11 protein-coding genes are annotated in these 12,537 nt (G+C 73.1%); 7 read left to right on the forward strand and 4 right to left on the reverse strand.

Annotated features, from left to right (window positions below; genetic code table 11):
* A complete protein-coding gene (locus tag WMF19_RS24940) occupies nt 1–1,365 on the reverse strand; it encodes a hypothetical protein (protein ID WP_437901418.1) in 1,365 nt (454 codons plus the stop codon).
* A 274-nt stretch (nt 1,366–1,639) separates the two neighbouring features.
* Between WMF19_RS24940 and WMF19_RS24945 the strand changes: the two genes are divergently transcribed.
* The 4 genes from WMF19_RS24945 to WMF19_RS24960 all read left to right on the forward strand — a co-directional run bounded on the left by WMF19_RS24945 (nt 1,640) and on the right by WMF19_RS24960 (nt 6,040).
* Entirely contained in the window at nt 1,640–4,381 is a 2,742-nt protein-coding gene (locus WMF19_RS24945) for an ATP-binding protein (RefSeq protein ID WP_437901419.1), read from the forward strand.
* A gap of 151 nt (nt 4,382–4,532) precedes the next feature.
* Nucleotides 4,533–5,369, forward strand: a complete 837-nt coding sequence (gene nudC, locus WMF19_RS24950) for an NAD(+) diphosphatase (protein ID WP_437901420.1) — start codon at nt 4,533–4,535, stop codon at nt 5,367–5,369.
* Between the two features lie 48 nt (nt 5,370–5,417).
* A complete protein-coding gene (locus WMF19_RS24955) occupies nt 5,418–5,648 on the forward strand; it encodes a hypothetical protein (RefSeq protein WP_437331027.1) in 231 nt (76 codons plus the stop codon).
* Nucleotides 5,645–6,040 carry a type II toxin-antitoxin system VapC family toxin gene (locus tag WMF19_RS24960; protein WP_437901421.1) on the forward strand — a complete coding sequence of 132 codons (396 nt, stop codon included), beginning with the start codon at nt 5,645–5,647 and terminating at the stop codon, nt 6,038–6,040. Before WMF19_RS24955 ends, WMF19_RS24960 begins: the two co-directional genes overlap by 4 nt.
* A 103-nt stretch (nt 6,041–6,143) precedes the next feature.
* Here the strand turns inward: WMF19_RS24960 and WMF19_RS24965 are convergent, their stop codons facing one another.
* The gene (locus tag WMF19_RS24965) at nt 6,144–7,604 is read right to left on the reverse strand and encodes an MATE family efflux transporter (protein WP_437901422.1); all 1,461 of its coding nucleotides are present in this window, start codon (nt 7,602–7,604) and stop codon (nt 6,144–6,146) included.
* 175 nt (nt 7,605–7,779) lie between these two features.
* Entirely contained in the window at nt 7,780–8,877 is a 1,098-nt protein-coding gene (locus tag WMF19_RS24970) for a Nif3-like dinuclear metal center hexameric protein (protein WP_437901423.1), read from the reverse strand.
* A gap of 829 nt (nt 8,878–9,706) precedes the next feature.
* Here WMF19_RS24970 and WMF19_RS24975 point away from each other — a divergent pair.
* The 3 genes from WMF19_RS24975 to WMF19_RS24985 are packed head-to-tail and all read left to right on the forward strand — an operon-like array spanning nt 9,707 to nt 11,880.
* Entirely contained in the window at nt 9,707–10,600 is an 894-nt protein-coding gene (locus tag WMF19_RS24975; protein WP_437901424.1) for a ferritin-like domain-containing protein, read from the forward strand.
* A gap of 19 nt (nt 10,601–10,619) precedes the next feature.
* Nucleotides 10,620–11,084 (forward strand): DUF3565 domain-containing protein, encoded by a 465-nt coding sequence (locus WMF19_RS24980; RefSeq protein ID WP_437901425.1) that lies wholly within the window; start codon nt 10,620–10,622, stop codon nt 11,082–11,084.
* A 46-nt stretch (nt 11,085–11,130) separates the two neighbouring features.
* Entirely contained in the window at nt 11,131–11,880 is a 750-nt protein-coding gene (locus WMF19_RS24985; protein WP_437901426.1) for a hypothetical protein, read from the forward strand.
* A 149-nt stretch (nt 11,881–12,029) separates the two neighbouring features.
* Here the strand turns inward: WMF19_RS24985 and lspA are convergent, their stop codons facing one another.
* The gene (lspA, locus tag WMF19_RS24990) at nt 12,030–12,521 is read right to left on the reverse strand and encodes a signal peptidase II (protein WP_272093265.1); all 492 of its coding nucleotides are present in this window, start codon (nt 12,519–12,521) and stop codon (nt 12,030–12,032) included.
* Nucleotides 12,522–12,537: the final 16 nt, after the last annotated feature.

Raw genomic sequence — 12,537 nt, forward strand, 5'->3', positions numbered from 1 at the left:
TTATCTGCTCGATCCAGTCGGCTTGACGTGGACGAGGTTGATCGTCAGGAGCGGGTGCGGGTAGTACCATTCGGACCCATCCGGGTAGGGGAGAAGCGCCCCGTAGGTCAGGAGCTTGTAGGCGAGCTCGTCCTCTGGCAGCCGGTGATCCGGGTCGGCTGCAACCGCCTCGAGGAGGCGGATGTGGCCGCGGTGCAGCCCTGTCTCGCGCCGGCGACGCCGTTCGTCGAGCACCCGGTCGACCAGGGCGGCGGCGGCGACGTCGGCGCCTTCATCCCAGGCGAACTCCGATAGTCGGCGTACGAAGACGACGAACTCCCTGGCGCGACCCCCCGAGTAGTAGGCCATCCGTTCGAGGAGGGGCTGCGGGACGAGCCCTTCAACGCCGAGATCCGCGACGCGGCGGGCGTACAGGTCGCATAGGAAGGACACGCCCACCCCCGGCTTCGACGGGTCGACCTGCGAGAGCACAGGGACGTTCACGAGCGGCGGGACGTCGGAGAAGCCGCGCACGTTGACGATGGCGCCGTCGCGGCGGAGCGCGAAGGGCCCGCACACCACCGTGCGACAGGAGAGCTGCCCGATGAGCTGCGAGTCGAGGAACAGCGCTTTGGCGCGGTCGAACGCCTCGATCCTGTCGAGGCCATCGATGATGAGCAGCACCTTGGTGGCGCGTTGCTGCACGAGGCCGATGAGCACGTTGACGCATCGGAGCAGGGTCTGAACCTGGCTGTCCTGGTCCGGCAAGGCGCGCTTGTCGAGGCCGAACGGGAGTGACCACTTGCCCGCGTCGGCGACCGACGCGAGGGCGCTCAGGCCCGTTCCGACCGCCGCGCCCACCGGCCCGGCCGCGGCTGACGCGGCGTTCGACGCGAGGAGCACCATGGATTTGGCGAGCTTCGCCACGTCGAGTTCGGGCTCCTTGTCGACCTCACCTGACGCCTTGGCGAGCGCGGCCCACGCTTTCCCGAGATCGCGCACGTGGCTCTCTGGAAACGCGAAGGCCAGCCGCTCCTCGGCGCTGCGGAGGAGCGCGAGGCCGGCGAGGAAGCAGACCTCCCAGGGGCTGACCTGCTGGAGGGCGGCGAGATCCCCGACGACGTCGTCGAAGTGCCGCGCCAGGTCCAGGAAGACGACGAACTCCTTGTGCGCACGGGCCTGCGCGATCCGGAGGAGCTCCGTGGTCTTTCCTGTACCGACCGTGCCCGTCAGGAGGACGCGCGGGACGCCGAACGGGCGATCGAGCGCCTTGCCGATGGCGTCTGCCGGGCTGAGCGGCCGGTGGGCCCGCCACGCGGGCTGCTCCGCGGGCTGCTCCGGGTCGAAGCGCTGGAAGAGCGTTTCCCACAGCGGGCGGCGCGACATGCAGCGACGATAGCACGAGGGGCGACCGCGACTCCTCGAATGGCGGGGCTTCCATCGAGAGGAGGTCGATGGGAACACCGGATCGATCGTGTCGAAACAGAAAGACGCGGGAGTCGAGGGCGAGCCCCAGCGCGTCTGGGATGCGGAGAACGATCCCATGCAGCCTGTGCCTCATGGATCCGGAGACTCCCCGCCCTGCACGCTCGCCAAGCGTCGCCGCGCGTCCCCCTCCAGCATTGCGACAGCCCGCTCGCCATGGCACGAGCCCGCCCTCATGCCGACCCGCCCCTTCACCCTGGGCCGCTCCCGCCCGCTCTCGGGCGATCCCGGCGCCGCCGGCGCGCGCCCGTTCGAGCTCCCGGCGCACCACCTCGTGACCCACGGCGTGGTCGTCGGCATGACCGGCAGCGGCAAGACGGGGCTCGTCATGGTCCTCGTCGAGGAGGCGCTGCGCTCGGGCGTCCCGGTGCTCATGGTCGACGTGAAGGGCGACCTGCCCAACCTGCTCTTCACGTTCCCGGAGCTCTCCGCGGCCGAGTTCGAGCCGTGGATCGACCCGTCCGCCGCCGCGCGCGACGGCCGCTCGACCGCCGACGTCGCCGAGGGGCTCGCGGCGCGGTGGCGCGACGGGCTCGCCTCCTCGGGGCTCGGGGCGGCCGACGTCGCCGCGCTCCGCGCCCGCATGGCCCCGCGCCTGCTGACGCCGGGCACCACGGCCGGCGAGCCGGTCCACGTGCTGTCGGCGCTCGAGACCCCCTCGCCGCTCTGGGACGAGGACGAGGAGGCCGCCCGCGAGGCGCTCTCGGCCTCGCTGTCGCTCCTGCTCCGGCTCGTCGGCCGCGACCCGGATCCGGCGCGGAGCCGCGAGCACGTGCTGCTCGCGCACCTCGCCGAGCGGCGGCTGCGCGCGCGGCGGGCCGCGGGGCTCGAGGAGCTGCTCGCGGACCTGGCCGATCCGCCGATCGCCGCCGTGGGCGCCCTCGGCGTCGACGAGTTCTTCGCCCCCAAGGAGCGCCAGGCGCTCGCCCGCGAGCTCAACACCCTGCTCGCCTCGCCCACGTTCGCCACCTGGCGCAAGGGCGCGCCGCTCGACGTCGCGGGGTGGCTCGCGCCGCAGGTCGGCAGCGGCAGCGGCGGCGGCAAGACCCCGGCGGTGATCGTCAGCGTCGCGCACCTCGACGACGACGAGCGGCTCCTCGTCCTCGGGCTGCTGTTCGATCAGCTGCTCTCGTGGGTGCGCGGCCTCTCCGGCACGAGCGACCTGCGCGCCCTCGTCGTCTTCGACGAGGTCTTCGGCTTTCTGCCCCCGCACCCGGCGAACCCGCCCACGAAGCGGCCGCTGCTCGCGCTCCTGAAGCAGGCGCGCGCCTTCGGGGTCGGCGTCGTCCTCGCCACGCAGAACCCGATGGACCTCGACTACAAGGCCCTCTCGAACGCCGGCGCGTGGTTCGTCGGCCGGCTCCAGACGGACGCCGACCGCGAGCGCGTGGTCGAGGGGCTCTCGGGGGCCGACGGCGGCGCCGGCGGCGTCGGGGCCGCGGCCCTCTCGGCCACGCTGAAGGCGCTCCCCCCGCGCACGTTCTTCGTGCGCGACGTCCACATGCAGCCGCCGTCGTTCCTCGCCGAGACGCGCTTCAGCCTGTCGTGGCTGCGCGGCCCGGTCACCCGGCGCGAGGTGAGCCGCCTCGTCCGGAGCATCTCCCCTCCCCCGCCTGCTCCTGTACCCGCAGCGCCCAAGCCGGCGCCCGCCGCGCCCAAGCCCACACGCGATTCTCTCGATCCGAGGTCCGCACATCCAGATTCCAGAGTCGATTCTCTGGATTCGAGGTCCACACATCCAGATCCCAGAGTCGATTCTCTGGATTCGAGGTCCGCACATCCAGATCCCAGAGTCGATTCTCTGGATTCTAGGTCCATACATCCAGATTCCAGAGTCGATTCTCTCGATCCAAGGCTCGCACATCCAGATCCGAGACGCGCGTCGCCCGGCCCGTCGAGCCCAGCCCATCGCGCGCCGGTGGGCCCGGGCGGGACGGTCCTCCTCGACCCGCGCCACACGCCCTCCGCACCGCAGCCCGCGCTGCGCAGAGGTGCCGCTCGTGCGGACGCCGCTCCGCCCGCGCCGGCACCGCCGCGCCCGGCAGCGACGGCACCCCCGCCGCCGCCCGATGGCTGGCGGAGCCTCTACGCGCACGCCCCTGCCGCCGCGCCGGAGGGCTTCCGTTACATCCCCTGGGTGGCTGCCTCGGTGATCGCCCACCTGCGCGACACGAAGCTCGGCGTCGCCCTCAACCGGAGCCAGCTCCTCGCCGCCCCGCTCCTGCCCGATGGCAAGCCGGATCTCTCGCGCGTCACCCGGCTCGACGCGTCGCTGCTCGCCACGGCGCCCGCCGCTGGCGCCCGCTTCGCCGAGCTGCCCGCCCCGCTCGCGAAGCGCGCCGCCGCGCAGGCCGCCGCGCGCGCGCTCCGCGAGCACGCCTACCGCACGACCGAGGCCGCCGTGGCCGTCCACAAGGAGCTCGGGCTCGCGCAGGACGACGGCGAGCCCCTCGAGGCGTTCGCCGCCCGTTGCCGCGCCGCCGCGGCCCGGCTCGCCGCCGCCGAGCAGCAGCAGGTCGTCGGCCGGTTCGCGCCCAGGATCGCGCGCCTCGGCGAGCGCATCGCCGCCGCAAAGGCGCGGTACGACCAGGCCGAGGCCGAGATGGCCGCGCTCCCCGGCGCGGTCGGCGCCGCGCTCCTCGGGCTCGTCGCCGGCCGGGACACCGCCCGGCGCGCCGGGACCCAGCGCGACAAGGCCGCCGCGAAGCTCGAGCGCGCGCGGCAGGAATGGACCGAGGCGGACGCCGCGCTCCGGGATCTCCACGCCGCGCAGGCCGCCGAGCTCGCGGCGCTGGAGCAGCTCCCCCTCCGCGCGAGCGAGGGCATCGAGACGAAGCGCCTCGTCCCCAAGAAGAACGACGTCGAGGTCGCGTTCGTCGCGCTCGCCTGGGCCGCGACGCTCGCCGGCCCCGCGTGAGCCCGCGGCGCGACGCCCGCGCCTCCCCCCACCGCGACGTCGCGGTATCGCTCCCTCCATCGAGGCGCTAGGCTCCCGCGCATGCAGCCGATCGGCTCACCCGAGCGACGCCTCGACGGGGAGCCCGCGCGGCTCTGCCCCAGGTAACGCCATGCCGTCCTCCCGCTTCCGCGCCGGGCTCGGCCGTCCGAGCTCGGCGCCCGCCGAGATCGCGTGGTTCGCGTTCCACGGCGACGACCTCCTCGTCCGCGCGCCGGGCGACGGCGGCGATCGCTTCGACATCCCGATCGCGGCCGATCTCGCCGACCTCGGCGTCGTCGTCACGCGCGCGCAGACGCTCGGCGAGCTCGACGGGCGCGCCTGCCGGTCCGCGGAGCTCGCGCAGGGCGCGCCGGCGCCGGCGGGATACGCCTACGTCTCGCTGCGGCGCCTCCACGGGCGCATCGATCCGGAGCTGTTCGAGATCGCGGGCACGGCGTACCAGGTGCAGCACTGGGACAAGGCGCACCAGTACTGCGCGGCGTGCGGCGCCGCGCTCGAGACCGGGCAAGACGAGCGCGTGAAGCGCTGCGTCCGCTGCGCGAGCAACTACTTCCCCAGGATCACGCCGGCGACGATCGTGCTCGTCGAGGACGGCCCGCGCGTCCTGATGACGCGCCAGGCGCGGTTCCCTGCGGGCATGTACGGCCTCGTCGCCGGGTTCGTCGAGCCGGGCGAGACGCTGGAGGCGTGCGTCGCGCGCGAGGTCCACGAGGAGACGGGCGTCGACGCCGCCGATATCGTCTATTTCGGCAGCCAGCCCTGGCCCTTCCCGCACCAGATCATGGTCGGCTTCACCGCGCGTTACGCCGGCGGCGATCTCCGCGTCGACACGCGCGAGCTGGAGGACGCGCGCTGGTTCCACCGCGACGCGCTGCCGCTCCTGCCGCCGCCGCTCAGCATCGCCAGGAAGCTCATCGAGGCCTGGCTCGCGCGGCCGGCGCGGTAGGCGGCGCCGCGGATCGGCGCTCCCGTGCGACCGTGCTAGCGTCCATACATGCAGGCTCACCGAGCGCTGCTCGAGACCGACGAGCAAGGCAAGCTGAAGGAAATGCCGGTCCTCCCTCCTCGCGCACGGGTCGAGGCGATCTTTCTGGTGCTCGAAGAACCGCCCCCGCTGTCGACTCCGGTGCGTCGACCCCCTCCGGAGCTGTCTGGGCTCCAGATCCTGGGCGACGTGGTCACCCCGGCCATCGATGAGCCTGACTGGGGCGTGAGCGACGCGTGATCGTCCTCGACACGCATACCTGGCTCTGGTGGATCCAAGGCACCACAGCGGATCTTCCTTCGAAGACGAAGGCGCTCATCGAGCATGAGCCTGGACCCGTCGGCATCGCGTCGGTCTCCTGCCTGGAGGTCGCCTGGCTTGCAAAGAAGGGGCGCGTGATGCTCCCGGTCTCTGTTGAGGACTTCTTCACGAAGGCGATCGACCAAGCAGGCCTTGTCCTGCTTCCCCTGACTCCGCAGATTGCGGCCAAATCGGCAGCTTTGCCCGATCTGCACCGTGATCCGATTGACCGGGTGATCATCGCCACGGCCATGGAGCACAACGCCGAGCTGGTGAGCAAGGATGAGCTCGTCTCCCGCTACCCCGGCGTCCGGGTTCGCTGGGATTCGTGATCCAGGCCGTCCGGACGGCTCGCATGCGTCACCGCGACGTCTTCGAGGAGGGCAGCATCGGCACGGCGTAGCGCCGCCCCGCTTGGCGCGGCATCCGCGCGCCTCAGACGCGGCGAAGCTTCCACGCGCCGCGGCGGAACACGAGCCCGCCCGCGACGGCAAACGTCGAGAACGCCACCGCGATCGCGACGAACACGCCCGCCGGGCCGAGCCCCGCGGCCTCCGAGAGGCCCCAGGCGAGCGGGATCTCCCAGAGCCAGAAGCAGGCGAAGTTCAGCAGCGTGGGCGTCCAGGTGTCGCCGGCGCCGTTGAACGCCTGCGTGAACACCATGCCGAAGCCGTAGAACAGGAACCCGCACGAGACGATCCGCAGCGCCTGCGCGCCGAACCGGAGCACCTCGGCCTCGTCCGTGAACGCGCCGACGATGGCGCGCGCGCCCACGGCGAAGACGACGCCCACCGCGCCGAGCATGACGGTGGTCCAGATGCCCGCGCGGTACACGGCGGCCTCGGCCCGGTCGGGGCGCCCCGCGCCAAGGTTCTGCCCGACCATGGTCGCGGCGGCGTTCGAGAGCCCGAACGCCGGCAGGATCGCGAACACGATGACGCGCATCCCGATCGTGTAGCCGGCGAGCGCCGCGCTCCCGAAGGGCGCGAGGATGCGCGCCATGCCGATCCAGCTCGCCGTGCCGATGACGTTCTGCAACGCGCCGTTCGCGAAGAGCCGGAGCAGCGCCGCGAGCGCCCCCGGGTCGGGGACGAGGTGCCGCGCTCGCACCCTCACCCGGCCGCTGCCGCGCGTGAGGAAGAAGACCTGCAGCACGACGCCGGCCCCGCGGCCAAGGGTCGTCCCGACCGCCGCGCCGGCCACGCCGAGCTCCGGGAACGGACCGAGGCCGAAGATGAAGCACGGGCCGAGCGCCATGTTCAGCGCGTTCGAGAACCAGAGCACCCGCATCGACAGCGCCGCGTCGCCCGCCCCGCGGAAGATCGCGTTGATGACGAACAGCATCAGGATCGACGCGTTGCCGAGCAGCATGATCGAGGCGAACGGCGCGCCGGTCGCGATCACCCCGGGCGTCGCCCCCATCACCGCGAGCAGCCGCGACGCGAGCAGCGCGCCGACCGCCGAGATCGGCAGCGAGATGAGCAGGCCGAGCGCGATCGCCTGCCCCGCCATCGCGGCGGCCTCCTCGGGGCGCCCCTCGCCGACCCGCCGCGCGACCGTGGCGGACGCGGCGACCGCGAGGCCCATCGCCATGGCGTAGACGATCGCGAGGAGCGACTCCGTGAGCCCGACCGCGGCGACGGCATCGGCCCCGAGCCGCGAGACCCAGAAGACGTCGACCACGACGAAGAGCGACTCCATGAGCATCTCCATGACCATCGGGATCGCGAGCAGGGCGATCGCGCGGTCGATGGAGCCGGTGGTGAAGTCGTGCTCGCCGCCGCGGACCGCGTCGCGGAGCGTGGACCAGACGCCCGCGCCGCGGGCCGAGGGGGACGAGGGTGCAACAGCGTCCGCGCGCAGATCGGGGGCGGGTGGCGTGCCGTGGTCGCGCATGAGGGCCGGCAAGCTGATCGCGGCGGGCCGTTTCGTCCAGCGGCTTTGCACACCTTTGCCAACACTGCCGCATCGGTGGGTCCCGTCCGAGCCAGGGGCCTCGGTGCGCCGGGCGCGCCGCCGCGCCCTGACGCGCGCCCGCGCCCCGCCCCCCTCCCGGCGCAGCGCCGCTCCGTCAGCGGATCGAGAACGGATCCCGGTCGCGCGCGCTGAGCTCGACGCGCAGCGACGGCACCGCGGCGCGCAGGCGCTCGGCGAGGCGCGTCAGCGCGGCGCGCTCGCTGTTCGAGTGCAGCGCGCACACCACGGTGACGCCCGCGCTCGCCGCGCGGAGGGCGTCGTGGTGGCGCAGCTCGCCGGTCAGGTAGAGCTCCGCGCCCTGCGCGATGGCGTCGTCGAGGAGCGCGCCGCCCGCGCCGGCACACGTGGCCGCGCGGGAGACGGCGCGCTGCTCGGGGCCGGCCACGAGCAAGGCGTCGACCCCCAGGCCCTCCTTGACGCGGCCGAGCAGCTCGGAGACCGGCGCTGCGCCGGTGAGCGGCCCGATCCGGCCGATGCCGGCCCGGAGCGGCTCCGCGGCGAGCTCGACGAGGTCGAACGCGACCTCCTCGTACGGGTGCGCGGCGCGCATCGCCTGCACGACCGCGGCGGTCCGGTCGCGGGGGAAGACCATCTCCAGCCGCACCTCGGCGACGCGCTCGAGGCGGCCCTTCTCGCCGACCGTGGGGCTCGCGCCCTCCTCCCCGAAGAAGGTGCCCGTCCCCAGCGTGCGGAAGCTGCAGCGCGAATACCGGCCGATCCGACCCGCGCCCGCCTCGGCGAGGGCGTCGGCCACCGCGTCGGCGCGATCCTCCGGGACGAAGACGACCAGCTTGTGCTGCCACGCCTTGGAGGGCGCCCTCCTGAGCGGCGCTCGGTCCGCCGAGATCCCGAGCGCGTCGGCGAGGACGTCGTTGGTGCCCCCCTCGGCGACGTCGAGCGCCGTGTGGGGCGAGTACAGCGCGATGCCGTCGCGGATGGCCGCGAAGACGGGGCTCGGCGCGACCACGCGCTTCACGGCCTCGAAGAGGGGCGGATGGTAGGCGACGACGAGATCGCAGCCGAGATGGCGCGCCTCCAGGGCGACCTCGGGCGTGTAATCGATGGCGAGGAGCGCCGCCGACGAGGGCCGCGCCGGGTCGCCCGCGAGCAGGCCGACGTTGTCCCAGGACTCCGCGAACCGGAGCGGCGCGATCGACTCGAGCGCTGAAAGGACGTCTCGGAGGAGGGTCATGAGCGCCTCTATACCAGCGGCGAGCGCGGTTCGGTGCGCAGCGGCGTCCGCAGAGCCGAGCGCAGCCGCGACCGCGGAGCCGAGCGCAGCGGCGTCCGCGGAGCCGAGCGCAGCCGCGACCGCGGAGCCGAGCGCAGCGGCGTCCGCTGAGCCGAGCGCAGCGGCGACCGCAGAGCCGAGCGCAGCCGGAGGCGCTGCGTCGCGCCGCGATCTGGACGGCCGGCTCGATGCCAGGCGGGCGCGGCGCAGCGCAGCGCGACGTCGACGCGCGCGCGGGCCACGCCGCCCGCGGGCCGCGAGGGCTCGCCGCGGCAGCGGCGCAATCGGTGCAGACCAGGCCTGTGCCATGCTGTGCCGGCCATTCCCGCGCTGAAAGGCTGCGCCCGCGAATCCTGCGCTGGTATGGATGCTGCTGTTCTCTGGCACCATGGCCAGTACTCCCTTTTCTCCGGCTCAATTCCGGATCGCGCTCGCTCACCAGCTGACACGCGCGATTCTCGCCACGGCGACGCTCAACGTGGCTGTTGGAGGCGTCGCCTGCGGCGGCGACGTCACCCTGGAGCGCGCGCCAGGCGGAGGCGGTGGCCCCGCATCCGACGACGAGAGCTCGGGGACGCGTGGAGGGATGGGTGGGAATGGCGGGCCAAGCAGCGATGCCGCCACGTCAATCCAGGCAGGCGGCGTCGAATGGACCGAGGAAGGAACGGTCTGTGTCGCCCTGGGGCCCTCGGGCCAGGGAGGACAGGGCGGTGTCGGAGGCGCTGCCGGCGAAGGGGGGACTGCCGGCGAGGGGGGCATCGGCGGCTCACCCGCGGGCACGTGCCCGACCTTGGACCCCTACAGCTCCTCCGCGCCGCAACCGCTGCCCGGCGCGCCCGCGGGGTGCTGGTACACCACCCTCGGTGAAGGCGTCCTAAGGGGCGGCGAGTGCTGCTACGAGTTCACCGCGACCTGCGGCGGCTCAGGCCGTCCGTTCCTCGTGGGCGAGCGCGCGCGCACGGCGCGGGCAGAGCGGCGCGCGGCGAGCGCGTGGGGCGCCGCGGCGCGCCCGGACGTGGCGGCGTTGACGCAGGCGACCCGCGCCGCGCTGGCCGAGGCATGGCTCCGCGACGCCTTGCTCGAGCACGCATCGGTCGCCTCCTTCGCGCGGTTCTCGCTGGAGCTGATGGCGGTCGGGGCCCCCCCGGACATGCTCGCGGCCGCGCACGAGGCCGCGGGCGACGAGGTGCGCCACGCGGCGCTCTGCTTCGGCCTGGCGAGCGCGTACGCCGGCGCGGCGCTCGCGCCGGCGCCGTTCGCGTTCGGCGGGCGGGTCGAGGTCGCCTCGGACCTGCCCGAGCTCGCGGCGCGCGCCGTCCGCGAGGGCTGCGTCGGCGAGACGCTCGCCGCCCTGCAAGCCAGCGAGCAGCTCTCGCGAGCCACCGACGCCGCGGTCCGGAGGGCCCTTGCCACGATCGCCGAGGACGAGGCGCGGCACGCCGAGCTCGCATGGCGCTTCGTGGCCTGGGCGCTCCAGACGGGCGGAGAGCCGGTGCGCCGGGCGGTCTCCGAGGCCTTCGAGGCGGCCCTCGCCTCGCCTCCTCCGGCCGCCACGGCGCCGGACGCCGAGGCCGACGCCCTCGCCGCGCACGGGCGCCCTGACGGCGCGGCGCTTGCCGCCTCCCACCGCCGCGCGGTCGCCGAGGTCATCGCGCCTGCGATGGCCGCGCTGCTGGGCGCGTAGTACGTCGTCGGGCACGACGATGCGCCGATCGATCACGGGCTATCATCAGGACGATGCGAACGACTGGGTGGCCGAGCTGAGCTGTGGACATGGCCAGCACGTCCGGCACAAGCCACCGTTCCTCTCGCGCCCCTGGGTCGTCACGCCCGAAGGCCGCGCCTCGATGCTCGGCACCGAGCTCGACTGCGTGCGCTGCGATCGGCTCGAGATGCCCGACGGGCTGGTCGCGTACAAGCGGACGGCCGATTTCGACGAGGCCACGATCCCTGCCGGCCTGCGAAAGAACCATTCCACGAAGCCCGGCGTATGGGGGGTGATCCACGTGATCTCGGGGCGGCTCCGCTACCGGATCGATGGGCTCGGCGGTCGAGAGCTCTCTCTCGATCCAGAGACCCCGGGCGTCGTCGCGCCCGAGGTGCTGCACCACGTCGACCCCGACGGCCCGGTGCGGTTCTTCGTGGAGTTTCGACGCAAGGGCGGGTGACCCGACCCGCCGAATGTGACGGTTGCACCAAGCGTTCTGGGTCCTCATGAACCGATCCTCCATCGCCCTGCTGGTCGCCGTCGGCATCGGGTGTAGCTCGCCGTCTTCCACCTCGCCGGCGAGCGTCTCCGAGGCCCCCGCAGGTACGGGGCGAGCTCCGGCGCCCGGCGCGACCACGCCCCCGGCCGGCACCTCCGCGGTGGAAAGCCCGACGACCGCGGCAGCACCCCAGGCAGCAGCGGACAGCGCCGAGGGCCCCGTTGTGAGCCTCGACGATCCGCGGATCCAGAAGATCAGGGCCCGGTATCAGGACATCCAGGCCCGCAACGACCTGAAGCGAAGCGAGCTCCGCTTCGAGTGCGCCGGCGGCGAGGGGCGCGGCGAGCTCCGGTTGTACCAGGCGGACGGCGCGGTCCAGAAAGCGGAGATCGCGGCCGCCGACGCGGGGCACGGCGAGTCGACGTACCAGTTCTACTACGACCAGGGCCAGCTGGTCTTCGCGCTGCACGACGATGGATCCTGGGCCTTTGACGGGACGAGGGGTACGCCGGACAAGCCGGCGACGACGAGCAGCGTCACGCAGCGCCGGTACTATCTTCAGGAGGGCGAGCCCGTGCTCTGCATCAAGAAGCAGGCGAAAGGTCCCACGGAGGAGCTCGGCCCCTTGCTGGAGCAGGCGCCCAACCGGCCAGACGATTGCTCCAGGGCGAAGCAGATACAGCAGCTCGCCGTCACCGCCCTGGCCGGCGCGAAGGCCAAGACCAAGGAGGAGCTGAAGAAGCTGCTCTGTACCTGATCCCAGCGGCGCTGCCGCACGGCCAGTCCTCTTGGGCTGAATCAGGGATCGGACCGGAAGAGGTGCGGCGCGACCGCCCTGTCGTCCGGGTATGAGAAACCCTGATCGACGGCGGCGTGCTCGGGCGAGACGATCTCACGAGGCGATGCTCAGGACACCTCGCGCGGCTCCCGGCGCGCACGCCGGAACATCACGATCGCGAGCAAGATCCCGCCCGCCACGATGGCCATGTCAGCGACGTTGAACACCGGCCAGCTGTGAAGGTGGATGAAGTCGACGACATAGCCGCGGAAGGCGCGATCGATCGCGTTCCCGATCGCGCCGGCGACGATGAGCGCGTACCCGGCCTGCTCGGTGGCCGAAGCGCGGCGGCTGCTCCACCAGCCCGCGATGATCACGCCCAGGACGAGGATCGAGCACACGAAGAGGATCGCCACCTTCGCCGGCGACTCGATGCCGCGGAGCAGGCTGAAGGCCATGTCGCGGTTCTCGGCGTAGCGCAGATCGAGCACGCCCGGCACGATCGACAGGGGACCTCGCCGCTCCAGCGCGGCCTGCGCAGCCGCCTTGGTCGCATGATCGCACCCCACCAGGGCCAGCGTGAACAGAATCAGGACCCAGCCCATCACACGTCGCGCCATGGCCGATGGAACACGG

The sequence above is a fragment of the Sorangium sp. So ce124 genome (genome assembly GCF_051525235.1).
Lineage (GTDB): Bacteria > Myxococcota_A > Polyangia > Polyangiales > Polyangiaceae > Sorangium > Sorangium atrum.

Coding starts and splice junctions, on each gene's coding strand:
- WMF19_RS24940 (WP_437901418.1), bottom strand. CDS start 1,365: ATGTCGCGCCGCCCGCTGTGGGAAACGCTCTTCCAGCGCTTCGACCCG.
- WMF19_RS24945 (WP_437901419.1), top strand. CDS start 1,640: ATGCCGACCCGCCCCTTCACCCTGGGCCGCTCCCGCCCGCTCTCGGGC.
- nudC (WP_437901420.1), top strand. CDS start 4,533: ATGCCGTCCTCCCGCTTCCGCGCCGGGCTCGGCCGTCCGAGCTCGGCG.
- WMF19_RS24955 (WP_437331027.1), top strand. CDS start 5,418: ATGCAGGCTCACCGAGCGCTGCTCGAGACCGACGAGCAAGGCAAGCTG.
- WMF19_RS24965 (WP_437901422.1), bottom strand. CDS start 7,604: ATGCGCGACCACGGCACGCCACCCGCCCCCGATCTGCGCGCGGACGCT.
- WMF19_RS24970 (WP_437901423.1), bottom strand. CDS start 8,877: ATGACCCTCCTCCGAGACGTCCTTTCAGCGCTCGAGTCGATCGCGCCG.
- WMF19_RS24980 (WP_437901425.1), top strand. CDS start 10,620: ATGCGCCGATCGATCACGGGCTATCATCAGGACGATGCGAACGACTGG.
- WMF19_RS24985 (WP_437901426.1), top strand. CDS start 11,131: ATGAACCGATCCTCCATCGCCCTGCTGGTCGCCGTCGGCATCGGGTGT.
- lspA (WP_272093265.1), bottom strand. CDS start 12,521: ATGGCGCGACGTGTGATGGGCTGGGTCCTGATTCTGTTCACGCTGGCC.